Annotated in this window: 18 protein-coding genes; 10 read left to right on the top strand and 8 right to left on the bottom strand. The window is 67.5% G+C overall.

What is annotated here, in order from left to right; genetic code table 11:
* Positions 1–5: 5 nt before the first annotated feature.
* From ABIC16_RS16605 to bchF, 4 genes are read right to left on the bottom strand one after another with little or no spacing between them, the layout of a single operon-like run.
* On the bottom strand, positions 6–3,776 hold the full coding sequence (locus tag ABIC16_RS16605) for a magnesium chelatase subunit H (protein ID WP_354291911.1): 3,771 nt from the start codon (positions 3,774–3,776) through the stop codon (positions 6–8).
* Complete coding sequence (bchB, locus tag ABIC16_RS16600) at positions 3,766–5,376, bottom strand: ferredoxin:protochlorophyllide reductase (ATP-dependent) subunit B (RefSeq protein ID WP_354291910.1); 1,611 nt, start codon at positions 5,374–5,376, stop codon at positions 3,766–3,768. Before bchB ends, ABIC16_RS16605 begins: the two co-directional genes overlap by 11 nt.
* Before the next feature lie 5 nt (positions 5,377–5,381).
* Positions 5,382–6,680 (bottom strand): ferredoxin:protochlorophyllide reductase (ATP-dependent) subunit N, encoded by a 1,299-nt coding sequence (locus tag ABIC16_RS16595; protein ID WP_502958325.1) that lies wholly within the window; start codon positions 6,678–6,680, stop codon positions 5,382–5,384.
* A complete protein-coding gene (gene bchF, locus ABIC16_RS16590; protein ID WP_354291909.1) occupies positions 6,677–7,207 on the bottom strand; it encodes a 2-vinyl bacteriochlorophyllide hydratase in 531 nt (176 codons plus the stop codon). The genes ABIC16_RS16595 and bchF overlap by 4 nt, the downstream gene beginning before the upstream one ends.
* Before the next feature lie 283 nt (positions 7,208–7,490).
* On the opposite strand from bchF, the gene ABIC16_RS16585 reads away from it, so the two are divergent.
* From ABIC16_RS16585 to ABIC16_RS16555, 7 genes are all read left to right on the top strand, one after another.
* Positions 7,491–8,333: a cobalamin B12-binding domain-containing protein gene (locus ABIC16_RS16585; protein WP_354291908.1), complete on the top strand. Its 843-nt coding sequence runs from the start codon at positions 7,491–7,493 to the stop codon at positions 8,331–8,333.
* Positions 8,334–8,399: 66 nt separating this feature from the next.
* On the top strand, positions 8,400–9,824 hold the full coding sequence (gene ppsR, locus ABIC16_RS16580) for a transcriptional regulator PpsR (RefSeq protein ID WP_354291907.1): 1,425 nt from the start codon (positions 8,400–8,402) through the stop codon (positions 9,822–9,824).
* 65 nt (positions 9,825–9,889) lie between these two features.
* Positions 9,890–10,813, top strand: coding sequence for a chlorophyll synthase ChlG (gene chlG, locus ABIC16_RS16575; RefSeq protein WP_354291906.1), 924 nt, complete (start codon positions 9,890–9,892; stop codon positions 10,811–10,813).
* Entirely contained in the window at positions 10,810–12,165 is a 1,356-nt protein-coding gene (locus tag ABIC16_RS16570; protein ID WP_354291905.1) for a BCD family MFS transporter, read from the top strand. Before chlG ends, ABIC16_RS16570 begins: the two co-directional genes overlap by 4 nt.
* A complete protein-coding gene (locus tag ABIC16_RS16565; RefSeq protein ID WP_354291904.1) occupies positions 12,162–13,346 on the top strand; it encodes a geranylgeranyl diphosphate reductase in 1,185 nt (394 codons plus the stop codon). The genes ABIC16_RS16570 and ABIC16_RS16565 overlap by 4 nt, the downstream gene beginning before the upstream one ends.
* Positions 13,343–13,846, top strand: coding sequence for a TspO/MBR family protein (locus tag ABIC16_RS16560; RefSeq protein WP_354291903.1), 504 nt, complete (start codon positions 13,343–13,345; stop codon positions 13,844–13,846). The genes ABIC16_RS16565 and ABIC16_RS16560 overlap by 4 nt, the downstream gene beginning before the upstream one ends.
* Before the next feature lie 56 nt (positions 13,847–13,902).
* Positions 13,903–14,100, top strand: coding sequence for a hypothetical protein (locus tag ABIC16_RS16555; protein ID WP_277967762.1), 198 nt, complete (start codon positions 13,903–13,905; stop codon positions 14,098–14,100).
* Positions 14,101–14,217: 117 nt separating this feature from the next.
* Here ABIC16_RS16555 and ABIC16_RS16550 read toward each other — a convergent pair whose 3' ends face one another.
* From ABIC16_RS16550 to ABIC16_RS16540, 3 genes are all read right to left on the bottom strand, one after another.
* Positions 14,218–14,790, bottom strand: a complete 573-nt coding sequence (locus ABIC16_RS16550) for a c-type cytochrome (protein ID WP_354291902.1) — start codon at positions 14,788–14,790, stop codon at positions 14,218–14,220.
* 140 nt (positions 14,791–14,930) lie between these two features.
* Positions 14,931–16,082 carry an endo-1,4-beta-xylanase gene (locus ABIC16_RS16545; RefSeq protein WP_354291901.1) on the bottom strand — a complete coding sequence of 384 codons (1,152 nt, stop codon included), beginning with the start codon at positions 16,080–16,082 and terminating at the stop codon, positions 14,931–14,933.
* A gap of 84 nt (positions 16,083–16,166) precedes the next feature.
* Positions 16,167–17,180: an aldo/keto reductase gene (locus tag ABIC16_RS16540; protein WP_354291900.1), complete on the bottom strand. Its 1,014-nt coding sequence runs from the start codon at positions 17,178–17,180 to the stop codon at positions 16,167–16,169.
* A gap of 232 nt (positions 17,181–17,412) precedes the next feature.
* Here ABIC16_RS16540 and ABIC16_RS16535 point away from each other — a divergent pair, with 232 nt between their 5' ends.
* Genes ABIC16_RS16535 through ABIC16_RS16525 form a run of 3 tightly spaced genes read left to right on the top strand, consistent with a single transcriptional unit; the run spans position 17,413 to position 23,133 of the window.
* Positions 17,413–18,174 (top strand): ImuA family protein, encoded by a 762-nt coding sequence (locus tag ABIC16_RS16535; RefSeq protein ID WP_354291899.1) that lies wholly within the window; start codon positions 17,413–17,415, stop codon positions 18,172–18,174.
* A complete protein-coding gene (locus tag ABIC16_RS16530) occupies positions 18,089–19,873 on the top strand; it encodes a DUF6504 family protein (protein ID WP_354291898.1) in 1,785 nt (594 codons plus the stop codon). The genes ABIC16_RS16535 and ABIC16_RS16530 overlap by 86 nt, the downstream gene beginning before the upstream one ends.
* Positions 19,870–23,133, top strand: a complete 3,264-nt coding sequence (locus ABIC16_RS16525; protein WP_354292363.1) for an error-prone DNA polymerase — start codon at positions 19,870–19,872, stop codon at positions 23,131–23,133. The genes ABIC16_RS16530 and ABIC16_RS16525 overlap by 4 nt, the downstream gene beginning before the upstream one ends.
* 23 nt (positions 23,134–23,156) lie before the next feature.
* Here the strand turns inward: ABIC16_RS16525 and ABIC16_RS16520 are convergent, their stop codons facing one another.
* On the bottom strand, positions 23,157–23,834 hold the full coding sequence (locus ABIC16_RS16520; protein WP_354291897.1) for a fumarylacetoacetate hydrolase family protein: 678 nt from the start codon (positions 23,832–23,834) through the stop codon (positions 23,157–23,159).
* Between the last annotated feature and the right edge of the window lie 5 nt (positions 23,835–23,839).

Below are 23,839 nucleotides of genomic sequence, written 5' to 3'. Positions count from 1 at the left end.
TTCCTTCAGGCGGCGACGGCGACGACCCCCTCGAGGCGGTCCTCGAGTTCGTCGCTGGCGGCATGGAGTGCGGCGAGCGTCGCCGCGTCGGGGGACCAGTAGTTGCGCTCGCTCGCCTCGATCAGGCGGTTGGCGACGCGCGCAGATGCCTTGGGGTTGAGCGCAGCGATCCGTTCGCGCATCGCCGCGTCGAGGACATAGGTCTCGCTGATCCGCTGATAGACCCACGGATCGACTTCGCCGGTTGTTGCCGACCAGCCCATCGTCGTGGTCACGCTCCCCTCGATCTGGCGGACGCCTTCATAACCGTGGCGCAGCAGTCCCTCGGTCCACACCGGGTTGAGCACGCGCGTCCGAGTTTCGAGCGCGACCTGCTCCTGGAGCGAGCGGACCTTGCCCGTCCCTTGCGTCTGGTCGCCAATATAGACCGGCGCGGTCTGCCCGCCCTTCGCGCGCGTCACCGCGCGGCTAATTCCGCCAAGCGTATCGACATATTGATCGATGCTGGTGATGCCGAGCTCGACGCTTTCGAGGTTCTGATACGCGCAATCGACGGTCTGCAGCGCGGCCTTTAGCACGTCCGGTTGCCGGACCGGGGCGCCCTTCACCCCGTACGCAAACCCCTTCTGCCGCTCGAAACTGTCGGCCAGTTCGTCCGGGTCGGTCCATGCGCCGGTGTCGATCATCAGATTGACGTTGGCGCCGTAAGCCCCCTCGGCATTGGAGAAGACGCGCAACGCTGCTGTTTCGATGTCGCACCCCTGCGCGGAGGCGTGTGCGCGCGCATGCCGACGGACGAAATTGTGGCTGTCCGGCTCGTCCGCCTCCGCCGCAAGCAGCGCGGCTTGCGCAAGCATACGGGTCTGGAGCGGCAACAGATCGCGAAACACCCCAGAGAGCGTGACCACTACGTCGATCCGCGGCCGGCCCAGTTCCGCGAGCGGGACGAGTTCCGCCCCGGCCAGCCGGTTGTAGCTGTCGAACCGCGGTCGCGCACCGAACAGCGCCAGCGCCTGCGCGATCTGCGCGCCTTCGCTCTTGAGATTGTCGGTGCCCCACAACACCATCGCGACCGTCTCGGGAAGATGCCCCGAGTCCGCGAGGCTGCGCTCGATCAACCGCTGGGCCTGCGCCGCGCCGTCGCGGACCGCGAAAGCCGAAGGGATACGGAACGGGTCGAAGCCGTGGATGTTGCGCCCGGTCGGCAGGATCTCGGGACTGCGGAGCAAATCGCCGCCGGTAACCGGGTGAATGTAGCGTGCGTCCAGCGCCGCGACGATCCCATCGATCTCGGCATTGCGCGACAGCGCACGGTCGAGCGCAGCCATGTCGGTCAGCAGCGGCGTGTCCGGCGTGATCGCGCCATCGATCAGCGCGACGATGATATCATGCGACAGCGTCTCCCCGCGCGCGTCGGACGCGGCGGCGAGCATCGCGATGCGTTCCTCGCGGGTCGCCGCTTCGCCCGCGACGTGAAGCCCCTGCGGAATGAGTTCGCGTTCGATTTCATATAGTTTGGCGGCAAGGTCCGCGATCGCTGCGTCCGCATGGTCCTGCGGGGGTTGGTACGGCGCGCTGCCCTCGAATCCCGTCCTTCCGGCGTCGCTCAACAGCGGCGCAGACGCCCGATCGAGATCGAGTTCGGCCGCCTGATCGTGGATCAGTTCGGCCAGATCGCGCGCCTCGTTGCTGCCCGGCTCCGCCACGCGCCACCGTTCGATCGACGCCTTGAGCGCGGCGAGCCCCTTGTAGACTCCCGCATTGGTCAGCGCAGGCGTCAGGTACGACACCAGCGTCGCGCCCGACCGCCGCTTCGCCAGCACGCCCTCCGACGGATTGTTCGCGGCATACAGATAGATGTTGGGCAAATCGCCGATCAGCCGGTCTGGCCAGCACGATGCGCTCAGCCCGCTTTGCTTGCCCGGCATGAATTCCAGGCTGCCGTGCGTGCCGAAGTGCAGCACCGCATGCGCGCGGAAATCGTCGCGCAACCACCGGTAGAAGGCGGCAAAGGCATGCGTCGGCGCAAATCGCCCCGCAAACAGCAACCGCATCGGATCGCCTTCATAGCCGAGCGCGGGTTGCAGCCCGACGAAGACGTTGCCGAATTGCCGTCCGAGGATCTGGACCGAGGTGCCGTCCGATTGCAGCTTGCCCGGCGCCGGTCCCCAGCTTGCTTCGATCTCGGCCAGCCATGTCTCGCGCGCGACGATCGTGTCCGCGCCGACCTTCGCGTGGACGTTCGCCTCGCTCCCGAACCGTGCGGCATTACCGCCGAGGATCGCCTCGCGCAGCGCATCGACATCGGCGGGTATTTCGACTCGGTACCCCTCTCGCGCCAACCGGTGCAGCGTCGCGTGGAGCGACGCGAATACGCTGAGGAATTGCGCGGTCCCGGCGGCGCCCGCATTGGGCGGGAAGTTGAACAGGACGATCGCGACGCGCTTCTCGGCATTCTCCGCGCGGCGCAGCGCGACGAGGCGGTCGACTCGCGCGGCGAGCATTTCGGCGCGGTCGCTGCACGCGTGCATCGCGCGGACTTCGCTCGCCGGGGGGAAGGTGCAGCCGCGCGCGCACCCGGTGCAGGGCGCATCGGACCCGTCCGAGCGACCGCCGAACACCATCGGCACGGTGCCCCCGTCGAGCTCCGGAATCGCGACCATCATCGTCGATTCGAGCGGCAGCAGCCCCTGGCGGTTGGCGCCCCACGCCTGCAGCGTCTGGAATTCGACAGGGTGCGCGGCAAGATACGGCCGGTCGAGCCGCGCGAGAATCGCTTCGGCGGCGGCGGCATCGTTATAGGCTGGCCCACCGACCAGGCTGAACCCGGTGAGATTGACCACCGCGTCGACCGTTGCGACCCCGTCGCGCATAAACAGCGCCTCGATTGCGGGCCGACCGTCGAGCCCGCCCGCAAACGCCGGGATCACGTCGAGCCCCCGTGCTTCGAGCGCCGCGATCACGCCGTCATAATGGCCGGCGTCATTTGCCAGCACATAGGAGCGGAGCATCAGCAGCCCGACCGTGCCCTTCGCGCCGCGGCGCCGCGGCAGCTCGGTCGCGGTCGCCGCGATCCGGTGGGGGAGGGCCGGGTGATAGACCCCGACCTCGGGATAATCGCGCGGGGCGTGGGCCTTCATCGTCCCGCGCAAGGCGACACGCGGCCCGGCGGCGTAGCGATCGACCAGCGCGCGGATCATGTCGACGACATTGTCGTCCGACGCGGCGAGCCAATATTGCATCGTCAGGAAATAGGCGCGGACGTCTTGCGCCGTGCCCGGAACGAATTTGAGCAATTTGGGGAGCCGCCGCAGCACCGCCATCTGGCCCGCGCCCGAGCTTCCCCCGGTCTTGCTGGTGCCGCGCAGTTTCTTGATCAGCGCGAGCATCCCCGAGGCGGGTTTGTCCATGCGATAGTCGCCCATCCGCGTGAGCTTGACCACGTCGCCCGCCGACATAAGCGCGATCATCGCGTCGCACGCGTCCCGCCGCGCCTGCAGGTCCGGCAGGATCGCGCGGATATGATCCTCGAGGAACAGCATCGTCACCAGCACCACGTCGCCGCGCGCGATGTCGGCGCGGACCGCATCGAGGCTGGCGGGCTTTTCCTCCCAGTCGGCGGCGGCGTGGAAGCCGATCGTGATTCCGGGATTTTCGCGTGCGAGCCGGACCTGCGCGCGCTGCACCGCACCCGACAAATGATTGTCGAGCGTGATGATCACCACGCGCACGGGGGGGCTGCCAATGGGGGCGGGCGAGGGTGCGCTAGCGGGCATAATGCGCCTTTGCATCGTAAAGCGTGTCGAGCGTGATCGCGGCAATGCCTTGCTCTGCGGCATAGCGTTCGGTGTTGCGCCGCGCCTTGCCGCGGACGAAGAACGGAATCTTGAGCAGTTCGCGCTCGGCTTCGGCACTCCATCCTCCCCGCCCGCTCGCGGGAGGGGTCGGGGGTGGGCTCGCGGCATCACCGTCATCTTCCGCCGAGGGTGCGGGCGCACCCCCAGCCGCTCCCGCTTGCGGGAGGGGGGCAGAAGAATGCCCCAGGTGGCTCGCCCCAGCGCTGTCCGAAAATTCGAAATCGTCGCGGAACATCGTCAGCAAATGTTCTTCCAGCCCCATCACCAGCGGATGAACCCAGGTGTCGAACAGCACGTTGGCGCCCTCGAACCCCATTTGTGGGGAATAGCGTGCGGGGAAATCCTGGACGTGGACCGGCGCCGAGATCACCGCGCACGGAATGCGCAGCCGCTTGGCGATGTGGCGCTCCATCTGCGTGCCCAGCACGAGTTCGGGCTGGAGCGCCGCGATCGCCTGTTCGACCGCGAGATAATCGTCGGTGATCAACGGATCGAGCCCGTAGCGCTGCGCGGCGGCGCGGATGTCGCGGGCGAATTCGCGGTTGTAGCAGCCCAGCCCGACGACCTCGAACCCGAACTCGTCCCGTGCGACACGCGCGGCGGCGATGGCATGCGTCGCATCGCCGAAGATGAAGACGCGTTTGTTCGTCAGGTAGGTCGAGTCGACCGACCGGCTCCACCACGGCAACCGCGAGGTGTCGAGCGCGGCGGCGGGGTCGACGCGCGCGAGCGCAGCGACCTCGGCGATGAAATCGCGCGTCGCGCCGTGACCGATCGGGACGGTGCGGACGGTCGGCTGGCAGAACGTCCGTTCGAGCCAGCGGCACGCGGTATCGGCAATTTCGGGATAGAGGCAGATGTTGAAATCCGCCGCCGACAGCCGCGCCAGATCGTCCGGGCTCGCCCCCAGCGGCGCGACGACGTTGACGTCGATCCCGAGGGTGCCGAGCAACCGCGTGATCTCGACCACGTCGTCGCGGTGCCGGAACCCGAGCGCGGTCGGACCGAGGATATTGGCGCTGGGGCGCTTCGCCAGGTTCCCCTGCGCCGGAGAAGCGACGTCCTCGCCGCCGGGTTGCGGCGCTGCCAGAGTCCGCACCAACTGATAGAAGGTCTCCGCCGCGCCCCAATGTTCCTTGCGTTGATAGCTCGGCAGCTCCAGCGCGATCACCGGGATCGGCAACCGCAACGCCGCGGCCAGCCCGGCGGGGTCGTCCTGGATCAATTCCGCCGTGCACGACGCGCCGACCAGCAACGCCTTCGGGGCGAACCGGTCGACCGCGTCCTGCACCGCGGTCTGGAACAAGGCGGCGGTATCCTTGCCAAGGTCGCGCGCCTGGAAGGTCGTGAAGGTGACCGGCGGACGTTTGTCGCGGCGTTCGATCATCGTGAACAACAGGTCGGCATAGGTGTCGCCCTGCGGCGCGTGGAGCACGTAATGGACGTCCTTCATCGCGGTCGCGATCCGCATCGCGCCGACGTGGGGCGGTCCTTCATAGGTCCAGACGGTCAGCTGCATCGCGGCTATACCTTCAGCACGTCGCGCCGCCGCAGCGGCCGCGCGAACAGATCGGCGAGATCACCCGCCTGGTCGAACCCGTGGATCGGCGAGAACACCAGTTCGATCGCCCATTTGGTCGTGAACCCCTCGGCCTCGAGCGGGTTGGCGAGCCCGAGCCCGCAGACCGTCAGGTCGGGGCGCGCGGCGCGAACACGGTCGAGCTGGCGGTCGACGTCCTGCCCTTCGCTGATCACGGTATCGGCGGGAAGCAACGCCAGTTCGGCCGCCATATGCGCCCGGTGGAGATACGGCGTGCCGACTTCGAGCGGGGTCATCCCCAGTTCGCGCGCGAGGAACCGGGCAAGCGGCAGTTCGAGCTGCGAATCGGGAAGAAAGAAGATGCTCTTTCCGGCAAGCTGTTCCCGCGCATGGGCAATGGCGCGCTGCGCGCGTTCGCGGCCTGGCGCGATCACCGAGCGGAAGTGCATCTCGTCGATCCCGAACGCGCGGGCGGCGGCGTGAAGCCAGTCGCTCGTCCCCTCGGCCCCGAACGGAAACAGCGCATCCAGCCTCACCGCGCCGCGATCGGCAAGCGCGCGGGCAGTCTCGCCGAGAAACGGCTGGGCCAGCAAAAAGCGCGTGTTCGGCCCGACCGGGGGCATCGTGCCCGCGCGGCGCGCAGGGAAACTCCGGACGGTCGCGATTCCCATTTGCGCGAACAGCCGGAGGAACTGATCCTCGACCACATCGGGCAACGCGCCGACGATCATCAGTTCGAGCGCTGCATCGGGTGCGGTCGCGGCAAGCTCCGGCGCCAGTGCGGCGAGGCACGCGTCCTCGCCCTCGGTAAAGGTCGTCTCGATCCCGCTGCCGGAATAGTGCAACACGCGCGTGCGCCCGACATGCTCGACCGACAACCGCTGCGCCGCGCGCGCGAGATCGAGCTTGATGACTTCGGAAGGGCAGGAGCCGACCAGGAACAGCAGTTTGATGTCCGGTCGGCGCAGCAACAGACGGTCGACGACTCGGTCGAGTTCGTCGTTGCAATCGGCCATGCCGGCAAGATCGCGTTCCTCGATGATCGCGGTCGCAAAGCGCGGCTCGGCGAACACCATCACCCCGGCCGCGGATTGCAGCAGATGCGCGCACGTGCGCGACCCGACGACGAGGAAGAACGCATCCTGGATCTTGCGATGGAGCCAGATGATCCCGGTGAGCCCGCAGAACACCTCGCGCTGCCCGCGTTCGCGCAGGATCGTCGTGCCCGCGATGGGCGCGGCCTCCGTGCCGTCCGGCGCGACGCAAGGGGCCAGCGCGTTCACGCTGCCACCGTATTGCGGTTCGCGGGCGCAGCCGCCGCCTGCAGGCGCGCGGCGCGCAGTTTGAGCAGGAACTGCGTCGCGTTGATTGCGTAGGTCGCATAGGCTGCGAGTGCGAGCAGCATCCGGTCGCGTTCGGTCCCCAGCCCGCCGATCAGCATCACCAGATACGCAGTGTGCAGCGCCAGAACGAGGAAGCTGAACACGTCTTCCCAGAAGAACGCCGGTGCGAACAGCCAGCGATCGAACACGACCTTCTCCCAGATCGATCCGGTGACCATGATGGTATAGAGCGCCAGCGTCTTGACCACGATCGAGACCGTCGCCGCCAGTGCGCCCTCGCCGGTCGCGAGATACCGGAGGACGAGCCCGAGGCTCACCAGGAAGATCGCAAATTGCAGCGGTGCCAGGATGGCTTGGACGATCGTCCAGACGGTCGCATCGCGCCGTTGCTTCTGCTCGGGCGTGTACAGCGGAGCATCCGCGGATCGCCGCGGTGTCTTTGCCAGGACTGGACTGTTTGTCCGCATGGTTGCCTCGCCTCTCGCTGCGCAACCTATCGCCGTACCTTGCAAAGTGTCAACACATCTTGACGTAAAGAAAGATCGACACATGCCGCGATGCAGCAACGTTTGTCCGTTGCAAGGTCGTTTCGATCGGGATACGCTGCGAGTCGCCGGACCAGCCAAATATGGTGCGTTCGACCGCTTCGCATGTTCAACCAGACCGGAGGGGGTCAGGATGACTTCGCTTACCGGACTTGAACATTTCTTTCGAAGTGGTTGCGGTTGGCTCGATCCGAAGCGAAGCGCCATGATGCGTGGCGCGACGATGCCGGACCGGAAGGTCGAGGCCGTCAATGAGCAGGCCCGTTCCCTTACCCGCCTGATCGAAGGCGAGATCATCCCCCGCTTGTTGGCAGCGCATACCAGTGGGCCGCTCTTCGAGAGTGCAGGCGAGCCGCTTTCCATGATTACGGCAGAAGAAGTCGCGGCGTTCGCGCCGCTCGCCCTTCAGGTCGAAGCAGACGAACTGCTTCAGCATGTCGAGGGACTGGTCGCCCGCGGAATATCCTATGAAATGTTGCTGGTCGACCTGCTCGCGCCCGCCGCACGGCATCTTGGCGAATTGTGGGATGACGATCGCTGTGACTTCGTCGACGTGACGATGGGATTGTGGCGGCTGCAGGAAGTGGTCCACGAACTTTCGGGCAGCAGCCGGACGGGGGTGCACGACGACCATCGCTTCCGCCGCGCGCTGTTCGCATCGCTGGAAGGAGACCAGCATAGTTTCGGGACGGTCGTGATCGATGAGATATTTAGTGCCAACGGCTGGCTCACCGATCGGCTCAACGAAGTGTCGACGGATGAATTGTTCCGGTATGTCCGCGCCGAGGCGTTCGACTTGATCGGATTGACGATCACGTGCGACTGCCATATCGCCGCCTTGCCTTCGATCGTCCGCGGCGTGCGGGCGTCATCCAGAAATCCTCGGATTTGTGTGATGGTCGGTGGACGGGTCTTCGCTCAAAACGCGGACCTTGCCGCCGCAATCGGTGCGGACGGGACGGCCCCCGACGCAAGGGTAGCGGTTCGCGTTGCCGGGGAACTGGTCGACGCGGTCGCGCGGGAGGCGGTTTCGGCCATGACCGGTTGATCGCGATCGGGGGTCGCGGGCAGGGTACGAACCGCGACACCAGTTGCAGGAGCAAATTGTTCGTCGATGAACGATCGTCCCATCCTTTTCGCCCCGCATGCCTTTACCAGCCCCTCCGCTGTCGCGGATACCCTTGCGCCCGATGTCGCCGCTGCGTTGCTCGCGTCGGCAGGGGATATTTCGCTGGTCCTCGGGTCAGACGGTATGATCCGCGACATAGCGATCGCCAATGCCGATCTCCTTGCGCAGGGTTTCAGTGACTGGATCGGCCAGAACTGGATCGACACCGTAACGGTGGAAAGCAGGACCAAGGTCGTCCAGATGCTCGCCGACAGCGCTGGCTCGGAGCCTGCGCGTTGGCGCCAGATCAACCATCCGACGCATGGCGGCGATGTCCCCGTACGATGGCTGGTGATGCGGCTCGCGCAAGGCGGGGCAATCGCGATTGGGCGGGACATGCGCGCCACTGCAACGATGCAGCAGCGCTTGCTCCAGACTCAGCAATCGCTCGAACGCGACTATATCAAGCTTCGCCAGGCGGAGGCACGCTATCGCTTGCTGTTCGACCTCGGAACCGAGCCCGTATTGATCATCGATGCGGCAACGCGACGGATCCGCGAGATCAATCCCGCAGCCGCGGATCTGATCGGCGTAAAGCCCGACGCCGTGAACGACCAGCCCGTCGGGACGATCGTCGACGCCGCCGATCGCGATGCATTCATCGCGCATCTGGGCGCGGCTGGCGCAAGCGACGATCTGTCCGCGATTTCGGTACGGCTGGCGAGCGGGCGAGAAGTCGCAATCTCGGCGCGTCTGTTCCGGCAGGGGCGTGCGGCGCTGCTGCTCGTGCGGTTGTTGCCGACGCAGGTTGCCACCGAAGACGCTGGCCATACGACGGCGATGGGCGATGTCATCGAACATATGCCCGACGCGTTCGTGCTGGTCGATTCGGCGCTGAATATCCTGTTCGCGAATGGCGCGTTCGTCGAGCTTGCGGGGGCGGCGTCGGTCGCGCGCGTGGTGGGTGCACCGCTGGCGACGTGGCTTGGACGCCCCGGGATCGATCTGGACCTGATCGTCAACCAGATGCGCGAACACGGCGTGGTCCGCAACGTCGCCACGATCCTGCGCGGAACCGGCGGTGGTCACGAAGAAATCGAGATTTCAGGCGTGGTTGCGCCGAAGGATGGCGACCATTGCTACGGTTTCACGATCCGCAACGTCGCGCGTCGGCTGCGTGTCGTCCCCACCACGGAACGGGAAACGCCGCGGTCGGTGGAACAGTTGACCGAGCTGGTCGGGCGCATGTCGCTCAAGGACATCGTGCGCGAGTCGACCGACATGATCGAACGGCTCTGTATCGAGGCGGCGCTCGCCTACACGTCGGACAACCGTGCTTCGGCGGCGGAGATCCTCGGGATCAGCCGGCAGAGCCTCTATTCGAAGCTCCATCGGCATGGGCTGGGCAATCTGGTGTCGGGGGAAAACTGACGCGGTTGCCGTGCTGACTGTCAAATAGATTTGACGACATCGACTGTCCATATTAGCCTTCTCTCATGGCACGTATGGCAACCCATCGGCTCACATCCCGCTCCGCACCCGGCGCGCGGCCCCGCGCTCGTGATGTCCTGGAATTGCTCAAGCCGATCACCTGGTTCCCCCCGATCTGGGCGTTCCTGTGCGGGGTGATCTCGTCCGGAGTCGCGGTTTCGAGCCGCTGGCCGTTCCTCATCGCCGGGGTGCTGCTGGTCGGGCCGCTGGTGTGCGGGACGAGCCAGGCCGTCAACGACTGGTTCGACCGGCACGTCGATGCCATCAACGAGCCGGGCCGCCCGATCCCGTCGGGCCGAGTCGGCGGGCAGTGGGGGCTGTGGATCGCGATTGTCGGCACGGTGCTCGCGATCGGCGTTGCCGCGGCGACCGGCATTTGGGTCGTACTCGCTACGGGCGTCGGTCTGGCGTTCGCCTGGGCGTATAGCGCGCCGCCGTTCCGGCTGAAGCGCAGCGGGATCTGGGGACCAGCCGCGGTCGCGCTGACCTATGAAGGGCTCACCTGGTTCACCGGAGCGAGCGTGATGGCGGGCACGCTCCCCAATGGGCCCATCCTCATCCTGCTCAGCCTCTACAGCGCCGGCGCATTCGGAATCATGACGCTCAACGATTTCAAGGCGGTCGCGGGGGACCGTGCGATGGGAATCCGCTCACTGCCGGCGACTCTCGGGGTCGGTCCGGCGGCACGGATCGCGTGTGTCGTGATGGCAGTGCCACAGATCGTCGTGGTCGCGTGTCTTGCATGGTGGGGACACATGCTGGTCGCGGCGGTGGTCGGCGTGCTGCTGGCCGGGCAACTCGCACTGATGCCGCGGCTGTTGCGCAATCCGTTGCGCGAGACGCCCTGGTACAATGCGACCGGGACGAGCCTCTACGTCCTTGGAATGCTTGCTTCCGCATTCGGGCTCGGCGGAGTGCTGGGGTTATGAGCGCGGGTCGGTCTGGCGCGTCGCTGACCTGGCTGGAGATCGTCCGGCTTGGGCTGGTGCAAAGCGCGATCGGTGCGATCGTGATGCTCGCGACGTCGCTGCTCAACCGCGTCATGGTGGTCGAATATGCACTTCCCGCGGCACTTCCCGCAGGTCTCGTCGCCTGGCATTACGCGGTTCAGCTGTCCCGTCCGCTGTGGGGACATGGGTCGGATAGCGGACGCCGTCGGACGCCGTGGATCATCGTGGGAATGGGGATGCTGGCAGCAGGGGCGGTTACCGCCGTCTGGGCGCTCGGGGTCATCGCAGGCGGTTCCACCTTTGGTTATGCGCTGGCGGTGCTCGCCTTCGCGGTGATCGGTGCGGGGGTCGGCGCCGCAGGAACGTCGCTGCTCGCGCTGCTGGCGCGCCAGGTCGCGCCCGACCGGCGGGCGGGGGCAGCGGCGGTGACGTGGATCATGATGGTCGCGGGGATCGCCGTGTCCGCGGGGATCGCCGGGGCGTTGCTCGATCCGTTCTCGTTCGCGCGCCTGCTGCGGGTCGTTGCCGGGGTGGCGGGGGTCGCGTTGCTCGTCGCGATCCTCGCGGTGACCGGGATTGAGCGCGGGTCGCTGACCGCGGTCGATGCACGCGTTGCCCCTCCGCAAGCGCGTTTCTGGGATGCCCTTGCAGCAATGTGGGCGGACCGTGAGGCGCGGCGGTTCACCGGCTTCATCTTCCTGTCGATGCTCGCCTATGCGATGCAGGATCTCATTCTCGAGCCGTTCACCGGCTTGCGCTTCGGTCTATCGCCGGGCCAGTCGACGCAGGTGTCGGGCATCCAGCATGGCGGGGTCCTGCTCGGCATGATTCTCACCGGGGTCGCGGGGAGCGGGGCCAGCGGTCGTACCGCGGCGGGGATGCGGCGCTGGATCGTCGGGGGATGTGCGGGCTCGGCGATCGCGCTGTGCGGGCTTGCGATCGCTGCGCGAGTCGGTCCGGGCTGGCCGATTCTCGCCAACGTCTTCGCGCTCGGTTTTGCCAACGGGGTGTTCGCCGTTGCCGCCATCGGCGCGATGATGGCGCTGGCCGGCGCGGGGCCGACCGGAAAATCACACGGCAATTCGCACGGGGAGCCGCACGGCGAAGGCCTTCGCATGGGCATCTGGGGGGCGGCGCAGGCGATCGCCTTCGGGCTCGGGGGCGTGACCGGCGCGGTCGCGGTCGACGCGGGACGCGCGCTGACGGGGTCTGTGCCCAACACGTTCATGGTCGTCTTCGGCGTGGAAGCTGTGCTGTTTCTGGCGGCGGCAGCGGTGTCGCTCCGCTCTCCGCCCCGGGCGGTCCGCTTCGATCGGGAGGTTGTGCTATGAGCACCATATTCGATTGCATCGTCATTGGCGGGGGCCCGTCCGGCGCGACCGCCGCGACCGATCTCGCGCGCGCCGGGCATACGGTGCTGCTGCTCGATCGCGCCGGGCGGATCAAACCGTGTGGCGGGGCGATCCCCCCGCGCGCGATTGCCGATTTCGCAATTCCCGATCATCTGCTCGTCAGCAAGGCGACGATGGCACGGATGGTCGCGCCGTCTGCGAAAACGGTCGACATGCCGGTCGGCGACGGTTTCGTCGGGCTGGTCGATCGCGAGACGTTCGACGAATGGCTGCGCGCGCGGGCCGCACTTGCCGGGGCCGAACGCCGCAAGGGAACCTTCGAGCGGATCGAGCGCGATGCGCACGGGCATGCGGTGGTGGTCTACCGCCCTGACCGCGGCGAGCCCGAACAGCGCGTGACGGCGCGGACCGTGATCGGCGCGGATGGCGCACGCTCCGGCGTGGCGCGGTCCGAACTGAAGGGCGCGGAGCGGATGCGCTACGTCTTCGCCTATCACGAGATCATCGCCGCGCCGCCCGACGGCAGCGCCGATTATGCGCGGTCACGGTGCGATGTCATCTATCAAGGCAAGCATTCCCCCGATTTCTACGCCTGGGTCTTTCCGCATGGCGACACCGCGAGCATCGGCGTCGGCAGTGCGCAGAAGGGGCTCGCCCTGCGCGACGCGATCGCTGCGCTGCGCAAGCAGACCGGGCTGGACGGCTGCGCGACGCTGCGCCGCGAAGGCGCGCCGATCCCGCTCAAGCCGCTGCGACGGTGGGACAATGGCCGCGATGTGATCGTCGCCGGGGATGCCGCCGGGGTGGTGGCGCCGGCATCGGGCGAGGGGATCTATTATGCGATGGCGAGCGGTCGCCACGTCGCCGAGGCGGTCACGCTGTTCCTTGCGACGGGCAAGGTGTCCGCGCTGAGACTGGCGCGCAAACGCTTCATGCGCGACCATGGTCGGGTGTTCTGGATCCTGCGGATGATGCAGTATTTCTGGTATTCGAGCGACACGCGTCGCGAACGCTTCGTCAAGATCTGCGAGGATCCGGACGTCCAGCGGCTGACGTGGGACGCTTATATGAACAAGCGACTGGTCCGCGCCAAGCCGATCGCGCACGTCCGCATTTTCCTGAAGGACGTGCGGCATCTCCTCGGGCTAGCACCGGCATGAGGGTTCGCGCGCCCGGGGTCCACCGCTCGTGGGGGTTGCCGATCAGCATGGCGGCGATCGCGGCGGTTGCCGTCGTCGCCATGGGCGCCACGATCACCGAGATCGACCCGTGGTATCGCACGCTCGTCCAGCCAAGCTGGGCCTTGCCCGAGCAGGTCTACGCCGTGGCGTGGACCGCGGTCTATCTGTGCACCGCATTGGCGGCGGTGGCGGGGTGGCGCGGCATGCCGGACCAGTCGGCAGCGGAATGGATGATTGGCCTGTTCGCGCTCAACGGCTTCCTCAACATCGTGTGGAGCGTGCTGTTGTTTCGCCTCCACCGCCCGGACTGGGCGATGGTCGAGGCGGTCGCGTGGTGGGCGGCGATCGCTTTGTGGATCTACGTCATCTGGCCGCGCTCGGTCGCGACGGCGCTGTTGTTGCTGCCCTATCTCGCCTGGGTGACCTATGCGGGGTATCTGACGATGACGCTCGCCCGGTTGAACGGGCCGTTCGGCTGAACGCGATCGGGCACTGGCTGTTCGGGCAGGCCCATGCCGTCGACCTGGTCCTCGTCGTGATTCTGGTCGAATGGGTCGTCCTGACGCAACGCCTGAAGTGGACGGTACGCGCGGCGACCTTGCGGTTGCTCCCGGGGGCGATGATGTTGCTCGCGCTGCGCGCCGCCCTCACCGGGCTTGCCTGGCCGTGGATCGCGCTTGCGCTTGCGGCGTCGTTTCCGGCGCATCTCGCAGATCTCGCGCGACGGCGCTGATACGGCAGGGTCGGGAAGGAAGGGCGGGCGACCGCAGCGCTGGACGTCCAGTCGTGCGGACAGGCGCACGGTTCGCCGGACGGGATCCGGCCTCGCGCCGGATCCCGTCCGAACGCATCAGGACTGGGTCTTGAGGTAAGCGATCACGTCCGCACGCTTTTGCGGATCGGTCGGCCATCCGGCGAAGGTCATCTTGGTGCCGGGAACGACTCGCTGCGGGTTTTCGAGATATTGGAACAGCTTTTCTTCGGTCCAGGTGATGCCGCTGTTCTTGTTCGCAGGCGAATAGGTGAAGCCGGGGATCGTTCCGGCCGCGCGGCCCACCACTGCGTGGAGCGAAGGACCGATCCGGTTCACCCCCGCTTCGATCGCATGGCAGGTCTTGCACGTGACGAAGTCGACTGCGCCCTTCGCGGCATCGCCGGTATAGGCCGCAAACTTCACGCCGGCGACCGTATCGGTATTGTCGGGCGCAGGTGCCTTGGCTGCTGCGGGCGCAGCGGCGGGTGCGGCTTCGGTCGCCGCCGGCGCGGCGGTTTCCGTCGTGGCGGCGGTGGTGGTCGTGGTGCTGGTTTCGGTGGTTTCGGCTTTCTTGCCACACGCCGTCAGCGCGAACGCCGCACAGGCAAGGCCAAGACCCAGCCGTCCATAAGACGTCCGGAAAGACGGTGTCGATCCTAGATTCATCATCCTGCTCCTGTTGGTCGGTTACGACTCTCCCGCTGGCTCCTGTTTCTCACGACCCACCCCTGACTGTCCATAGCTTTTGACACGCGGGTGCACCGGAAAAATCGACACCATTTCAAGCGTGTGGCGTTTGGCTGGTCCGATCAGCGCGTGGGGGCGGCGGCAAAGGCGGCTGCGACCGCGTCGCGCATCGGCTTTGGCCGGAAGGTGGAATCGTACAGCGTCGGGCGCCGGGTCGCCTTGTCCTTGCGCGGTTCGAACCCCTCGATCCAGCTGTACCGGTCGCACAGGCCCCAGCTCACCACGTCGCGCACCGCGGGATAGCTCAACGTCACGTCGAGATAGCCGCGCGTGAAATCCGCGACCGCGCGGTCGCGGGGCGTGATCTCGGCGGGCAGGTTGTTGTCGCGGACGTCGAGTTCGGTCAGCACCAGGGCATAGCCCATCTGCGTCACCGCATCGAGAAACGCCCGCCAGTCGCGCTCGAGCCGCGTGACGCTCGCCTTGGCATCGAGGCCCTGGGTCATCAGGTGCGATTGGACGCCGAGCGCATCGACCGGAATCCCGCGCCGCTTGAACCCCTCGAGCAGCTTGAGCACGCCCGTGCGGTGCGCGGCGTTCCCGGGCTCCCAGCTCATATAATCGTTATACACCAGCTCGGCCTTGGGCGCCGCGGCGCGGGCGATGGTAAAGGCGAGGTCGAGCGTCGCCTCCGCCCCGCCGATCGCGCGGGACAGGCTCGTTTCGTACAATTGCCCGTCCTCCGGGCGAACCGCTTCGTTGACCACGTCATAGCTCGCGATCCGTGTCTTGTAGCGTCCGAGGACGGTCTCGATATGCGTGGTCAGCACGCGTTCGCCGTCGCGGTGCGGTGTCGCGCCGAAGTCGTAGCTGTTGAGCCACTTGGGAAACCATTTGGACTGGTGCCACAGCAGATTGTGGCCGCGCGTCACCATGCCCTGGCGTTCGCCCCAGGCGAGGATCGCGTCGAACCGTTCGAAGGCGAAGGTCGTCGGCGTGGGGCGCACCGCCTGCCATTTCAGTTCGTTTTCGGAAACGATGACCCCGCATTCCGCCGCAACCAGACGCGCATAGGCCGGGTTGGCGATCGACCCGCGATCCGCGCCAGCCGCCGACCAGTTGATCGCGGAGCCGAACCGCAACCCCTTGCGCCGCGCCAGCGCATCGAGCGAGGTCGCAGACCGTGTCGCCGCCCGTGTAGTCGCCGGGAGCGATGCCGCCGCGGTCCCGAGGACGGCGGCAAGCGTGATGTCGCGACGTGTGAAATCGCGCATGCGATCCCCTCCTTTATCGTTGATATCGTTACCTTCGATCGTGGGGGAGGGGGCGTCAAGAACAGTATTCCGGAGCCTTGACGGTCAGACACCACCCGGCAGTGGCGCGGCCGGATCGACCAGACCAGCGCCACGCAGATCCTGCCAGAACGGCGCGGGGATCACTTCCGTCAGCGCTGCGCGATCCTCGGCGATCCGGCTCGGGCGACTGGCCCCGGGGATGACCGCGGCGACCGCCGGGTTCGCGAGCGGGAACTGCAGCCCTGCCGCCTTCATGCTCACGCCATGCCGGTCGGCGATCGCCTTGATCCGCGCCACCTTGTCCAGGATCGCCGGCGTGGCGGGCGCATATTCGAAGTTGGGACCGCCGACGAGCACGCCAGAACTGTACGGTCCGCCGACGATGACGCCCAGCCCGCGCTCGGCAACCGTCGGCAGGACGCGCTGGAGCGCCCGCGAATGATCGAGCAGGGTGTAGCGGCCAGCGAGCAGGAAAGCATCCGGGCGCGGCGCCTTCAAGTCGAGCACGGTTTCGATCGGCTCGCACAGGTTGACGCCAAGACCCCAGGCCTTGATCACGCCCTCGTCGCGCAGACGGTCGAGTGCCCGGAACGCCCCCGTGCGGGCTTCCTCGAACCGTGCGATCCAGGCGTCGCCCCAGAAATCGCGCGCGAGGTCGTGGACGAAGACGATGTCGACATGGTCGGTCCGCAAGCGCTCGAGACTGCCCTCGATCGAGCGCAGCGTCGCATCGTGCGAATAGTCGTTGACGACGGTGTTGGCGCGCCCGTGTGCGAAGACGCCGGTCTTCTCGCCCTGTTGCCGTGCGCTGACGTCTTCGACCTCGTCGAGGATCACGCGGCCGACCTTGGTGCTGATGACATATTGGTCGCGCGGCTTGCCGGCGAGCGCTTCGCCCATCCGCAATTCGGCAAGGCCCGCGCCGTAGAAGGGGGCGTTGTCATAGTAGCGGATACCATCGTCCCACGCCGCCTGGACGGTCGCTAGCGCCTCGTCGTCCGGGATGTCGCGGAACATGTTGCCGAGCGGCGCGGCGCCGAAGCCGAGCGTATCGGGGAGAACATCCTTGAGCGCCATGATCCATGTCCTTTCAGCTAGTCCGTAGCGCTCGCGCGCAAGGCCTGCTCGGGTTGGGGAAGGCTTGGATGTATGCGTCGCGTGGGCTTCTGCAACCGGTAGCGTGGCACGCCCGCCCGGCAGGTTTTCGTTTCGATTCCGTTCCTTTTGAATCGATGAGCCGATCGGATCCGACCTTGACCAACTTGGTTTTGAGGTGGAACATAATAGGAACAAACCGAGTCTGTACCCAATGTCCGTCGCCCCCGATTCCCTTGCGCCCAGAATAGAACAGCTGCGGACGATCGCCACGCCGGTGACCGATTATCGCGTCCTGCCGTTCGGGGTGGAGGCGATCGATCGTCGGCTTGCGGCGGGCGGGTTGCGCGCGGGCGCCTTGCACGAGGCCACCGCGCGCAGCGGTTCGATGGCGGACGATGGCGCCGCGACGCTGTTCCTCGCCGGGATCGCCGCGCGCGAAGCGGCGAGCACCGGAGGCCCCGTGCTGTGGGCAACGTGCCGCTGCGACCTGTACGCGCCGGGGCTCGCGCAGGCGGGGCTGTCCTCCGCCAGCGTCCTCTACGCGCAACCCGCGGACGATGCGGCGCTGCTCGCGGTGATCGAGGATGCGGTGCGCGACGGAACGCCGTCCGCGATCGTCGCGGAAGCGAGCAAGGTCTCGATGGTCGCGACCCGCCGCCTGCAACTGGTCGCGGCGGAGGCGGACATGCCGGTGCTGCTGCTGCGCCGCCGCCGCGCACGCGATCAGGACCCGTTTGCCGAGCCGTCCGCCGCGTGGACGCGCTGGCGGATCGGTTCCGCCCCTTCGGCCCGGCTCGATGTCGCGGGAGTCGGGCGCGCGCGCTGGTCGCTGGACCTCGCGCGGCAGCGTGGCGGCGAATCCTTTTCCCTGATTGTGGAGGGCAGCGATGAGACGGGTCGTCTCGCTGTTCCTGCCGAACTTGGCCATCGAGCGGCTGAGACGGTTGGAACGGCCCGCCATGCGGCTGCCTGAACGGGCGGTCCTGCACTGTCCGGTCGATGACGATCCGGGGGACTGCTCCGCGCCACGGCGTGGTGGGTGGCGACCCGGCGCGCGCTGGGCCCGCCAGGATACGCCGTCGCATGGCGACGTGGCGGCGCAGATCGCGGCGCTCCCGACGCATGCCCAGCCCCCGATGCGCGAACTCGGGCGGCGATCCGAAGCGGCGAGCCATCCGTACAAGGCTGGCGTGCCGACCCGGCGCATCATCGCAACGGTCCCGCAGCCGTTCGAACAGGCGCCGCTCGCGCTGGTCGGCAAGGTCGGGCGGCGCGAGGAGGTGGTCTCCGCCTGCGTCGGGGCACGCGCGCTCGGCATCCATCCCGGCATGGCCGCCACCCATGCGCGCGCGCTCGTGTCCGACCTCGATTTTCGGCCCGCCGAACCAGCGGCGGATGCCGCGCTGCTCGACCGGCTCGCGCTGCTGGCGGTGCGGCGCTGGTCGCCGATCGCGGCGGTGACGCCGACCGACGGGCTGTGGATCGACCTTGCCGGCTGCGACCATCTGCATGGCGGGGAGGAGCGGTTCTGCGCGCGCCTGATCGCTTTCTGTCGCCGCGCCGGCTTTACCGCGCGCGTCGCGGTCGCGGACACGGCGGGCGCCGCGCATGCGCTCGCCCGCTTCGGCAGCGACGAGCTGACTCGAATCGAACCGCGTGCCACCGCCGAAGCGATCGCACCCTTGCCCGTCGCGGCGCTGCGACTGGCGCCGTCCGCGCTGGCGGCCGCGCGCAAGTTCGGGTTCGAGCGGATCGCGGACCTGTTGCCGGTCGCGCGGGGACCGCTGGCGCGCAGGCTCGGCCTCGCTGCGATCACGCGGCTGGATCAGGCGCTCGGCGCGGTCGCCGAGCCGATCACCCCGCGCGAGGATGCGCAGGTTCCGGTGGTCGAGCGACGCCTGCTCGAGCCGATCGGCACGGCGGAGGCGATCGAGCAGGTGATGCGCGATTTGCTCGGCGATCTGGCGGTGGTGCTCCAGGCACACGGGCTCGGCGCGCGATCGCTGCGGCTGACCGGTCTGCGCGTCGACGGCGGCGAACAGGTCGTGGCGGTCGGCACCTCACGCCCGACGCGGGAGGTGTCGCACCTGTTGCGGCTGTTCAAGCTCAGGATCGAACGGATCGATCCGGGAATGGGCCTCGAACACTTCCGCCTGGTGGCATCGCATACCGAGCCGCTCGACGCGGTCGATCTGGGGGCGGTGCTTGCCGGGGAGACGCTGGTGCGCGATCCGGCGCGGCTGGTCGACGTGATCGCGGGGCGGATCGGCGTGCGCTCGGTGTTCAGGATCGCACCCGTCGAAAGCCATGTGCCCGAGCGTGCGGTCGTCCACTCCGATCCGAACGAGCGGCCCGGCAACTGGCCCGCGTGGCAACGCCCGATCCGCCTGTTCGCACGGCCCGAACCGCTGTCGCATGTGATGGCGCTGTTGCCGGACCAGCCGCCGCGGCGGTTCGAATGGCGCGGCAAGACGTACACTGTCGTGGCAGGCGATGGCCCCGAGCGCGTCCACGGCGAATGGTGGCGGCGGGATGCGGAAGTGTGGGCCGTCCGTGACTATTACCGCGTCGAGGATGAAGAAGGCGGGCGCTACTGGCTGTTCCGTCGCGGCGACGGCTTCGAAGAGGACACCGGGGACTTGTCCTGGTGGATTCACGGGCTGTTCGGATGACCGCCTATGTCGAGCTTCAGGTGCTCACCCACTTCTCGCTGCTCCGCGGCGCGTCCGCGCCCGACGAGCTGTTCGCGGCAGCAGCGATGCTCGGCTATCCGGCGCTTGGGGTCAGCGACATCGGCACCGTTGCTGGCGTCGTGCGCGCCTGGGAAGCGCAGAAGGCGACCGGCGTCCGGTCGATCGCGGGCACGCGCGTCGACCTGTCTTGCGGCCGGAGTCTGTTGTTGTACCCGACCGACCGGCCCGCCTGGTCGCGGATCACGCGCCTGCTCACCACCGGCAAGAAGCGCGCGGGCAAGGGGAAATGTCTGCTCTACTGGGCCGATCTCGCCCCCTGGTCGGATGGCGTGATCGCCATCCTGCTGCCGCGCGAGCCGGATTCGGAGAACCTTGCCGCGCTTGCGGACCTGAAGGCGGTGTTCGGGCGGCGCGGCTATATGGCGCTGTTCCAGCGGCGGCGTCCGGGGGATGCGGTGCGGATCGACGCGCTGGCGCGCCAGGCGGGGGAAGCGGGAGTGCGCGCGGTCGTGACCGGCGACGTCCTCTATCACGCCCCCGAAGCGCGGCTGTTGCAGGACGTGGTGACCGCGGTGCGGGAGAAATGCACCGTCGACGAACTGGGCTATCGCCGCGAGGTCAACGCGGATCGCGCGCTCAAGGCCCCGGAGGAGATGGTGCGGCGTTTCCGTGCCTATCCCGATGCGTTGCGCGCAAGCGTCGACATCGCGCGGCTCTGCACCTTCGATCTCGGCGAACTCGCGTACCAATATCCGCACGAACGGCTGATCGACGGCCTGACCGCGCAGGAGGCGCTCCAGAAACTGGCGAGCGATGCGGTCGACCGGATGTTTGATGGCGCCGTGCCCGCTGCCTATACCGACCAGATCGCGCATGAAATGCGGCTGATCGGGGAGCTTGGCTATGCCCCCTATTTCCTCACCGTCTATGCGATCGTCCGCGAGGCGCGGCGGCGCGGGATCCTGTGCCAGGGGCGGGGGTCCGCGGCCAATTCCTGTGTCTGCTTCGTGCTCGGCGTCACTTCGATCGACCCGATCAAGCACGAGCTGCTGTTCGAACGCTTCGTCTCGGCCGAGCGTCGCGAACCGCCCGATATCGACGTCGATTTCGAACATGAACGGCGCGAAGAGATCATCCAGTGGATCTACCAGACCTATGGCCGCGACCGTTCGGCGCTGACCGCGGTCGTCACGCGCTACCGCGCGCGCGGCGCGGTCCGCGACGTCGGCAAGGCGCTCGGCCTGCCCGAAGATCTCACCTCCTCGCTGGCTGGGCTGGTATGGGGCTGGTCGGCCGAAGGCGTCGGCGACAAGCATGTCGCGGAGCTCAACCTCGACATGGCGGATCGCCGGTTGCGCCTGACGCTCGAGCTCGCGCGCAAGCTGATCGGCGTGCCGCGCCACATGAGCCAGCATCCCGGCGGGTTCGTCCTGACGCACGATCGCCTCGACGAACTGGTCCCGATCGAACCCGCCGCGATGGAGGATCGCCAGATCATCGAATGGGACAAGGACGATATCGATGCGCTGAAGTTCATGAAGGTCGACGTGCTCGGCCTCGGGATGCTCGGCTGCCTCAACCGCGCGTTCAACATGCTCGCGGCGGACAAGGGGCTGCGCGTCGGGCTGGCCGATTTGCAGGACGACGATCCCGCCGTCTTCGCGATGATCGCGAAGGCCGACACGCTCGGCACCTTCCAGATCGAATCACGCGCGCAGATGTCGATGCTCCCGCGGATGAAGCCCAAGAAATTCTACGACTTGGTGATTCAGGTCGCGATCGTGCGGCCTGGGCCGATCCAGGGCGACATGGTCCACCCGTATCTGCGGCGGCGCGAGGGGCTGGAGAAACCCGAATATCCGCGCCCCGAGCTCAAGGCCGTGCTGGAAAAGACGCTCGGCGTCCCGCTGTTCCAGGAACAGGCGATGAAGGTGGCGATCGTCGGCGCCGGGTTCACCGCGGCCGAGGCGGATCAGTTGCGCCGCGCGATGGCGACCTTCAAGTTCACCGGCGGCGTCAGCCACTTCAGCGTCAAGCTGATCGAGGGCATGGTCGAACGCGGCTATCCCCGCGAATTCGCCGAACGGACGTTCCGCCAGCTCGAGGGCTTCGGTTCCTACGGATTTCCCGAGAGTCACGCCGCATCGTTCGCCAAGATTTCCTACGCATCCTCGTGGATGAAGCATCATCATCCCGACGTGTTCTGCGCCGCGCTGATGAACGCGCAGCCGATGGGCTTCTACGCCCCCGCGCAGATCGTCCGCGACGCGCGCGAGCATGGCGTCGAGGTGCGCCCGCCCTGCGTCAATGCGAGCCGATGGGATTGCACGTTGGAGCAGGGCGGCGGGCGGTATCTGGCGGTCCGGCTTGGGCTGCGGCAGATCCGTGGCCTGTCCAACGCCGACGGCGCCAGGATCGTGGCGGCGCGCAGCACTGCCGCGTTCGAGGCGGTCGAGGACGTGTGGCGGCGATCCGGGGTCCAGCGCGCGGCGATCGAGAAGCTTGCGGACGGAGACGCGTTTCACACCTTCGGCACCGATCGTCGCCAGGGTCTGTGGAAAGTGCGCGGGCTGGGCGAGGCACCGCTGCCGCTGTTCGCCGCGGCCGACCGCGCCGCCGAGACCGCCAGCGCGGAAGGGGTCGAGCCCGACGTCGCGCTACGTCCGCTGACCGACGGGCGCGAAGTGATCGAGGATTATCGCGCGCTTCAGCTATCGCTGCGCGCGCATCCGCTGACTTTCGTGCGCGACGATCTTTCCCGGCGCGGCGTCACGCGCTGCGCGGATCTCGCCACGATCCGCGACGGGCGGCACGTCGAGGTCGCCGGGATCATCCTCGTCCGCCAGAAACCGGGCAGCGCCAAGGGCGTGCTGTTCATCACGATCGAGGACGAGACCGGAATCGCCAACGGAATCCTGTGGCCCGACCGGTTCGAGAAGCAACGCCGGACGGTGATGACCGCCGCGATGGTCGGCCTCAAGGGGCGCGTGCAGAAGGAGGGCGAGGTGATCCATGTCATTTGCGACCGGATCATCGATCATGGCGACTTGCTTCACCGCGTCGGGGAAATGTCCTTCCACCACGTCACCGGTCGCGGTGACGGCGCGCGGCATGCGGGGTCGCCCGATCGCGGCGATGCGGGGTGGAGCCCCGGACCCCGCAATTGCTACTGGCCGCCGCATGCCGACGGGATGGACCCGGAAGAGGTCGTGCGGTTCAAGTCGCACGACTTCCATTGACGGCCGCGCCTCCCGTGTCGGGTTCAGTCCGCCACGCGGATCTCGATCGGGGGAAGCCCGGCGATCGTGCCGCGCATCCCCTCGCCGCGCGCAACCGGACCGACGCCTGCGGGGGTGCCCGTAAAGATCAGGTCGCCGCCCGCCAGCGTCACATAGGTTGACAGGCTCGCGATGATCTCCTCGATCGTCCAGATCATGTCGGACAGGCTGCCGCGTTGCCGCACCGCACCGTCGACCGAAAGCGCGATCTCCGCCGCCGCGTCCGGGCGCGTGGTGACGAGCGGACCGACCGGCGCCGACCGGTCGAACCCCTTCGCCATGTCCCACGGGCGCCCCGCCTTCTTCGCTTCCGCCTGAAGGTCGCGCCGCGTCAGGTCGATCCCGACGCCGTAGCCGAAGATCTTTGAAGCCGCGTCCTCGATCGCGATGGCGCTGCCGCCCGCGCCGAGCGCGAGCACGAGTTCGACCTCGTGATGAAGCTCCGCCGTCCGGTTCGGGAAGGGCAGCACGCTCCCGCTGTCGATTACGGCGTCGCCCGGCTTGGTGAAAAAGAACGGCGCTTCGCGCGTAGGGTCGCCCCCCATTTCGCGCGCATGGTCGGCATAATTCCGACCCACGCAAAAGATCCGGCGCACCGGGAAGCGCGCGTCGGTGCCGGTGATCGCGATCGAGGGCATGTGAACCGTGGGCAGGGGGAGCATTTCGG

The sequence above is a fragment of the Sphingomonas sp. PvP055 genome, assembly GCF_040546365.1.
GTDB lineage: Bacteria > Pseudomonadota > Alphaproteobacteria > Sphingomonadales > Sphingomonadaceae > Sphingomonas > Sphingomonas echinoides_A.
Note: the sequence above shows the minus strand (reverse complement) of the source record. Positions and strands in the feature narration are given on the sequence as shown.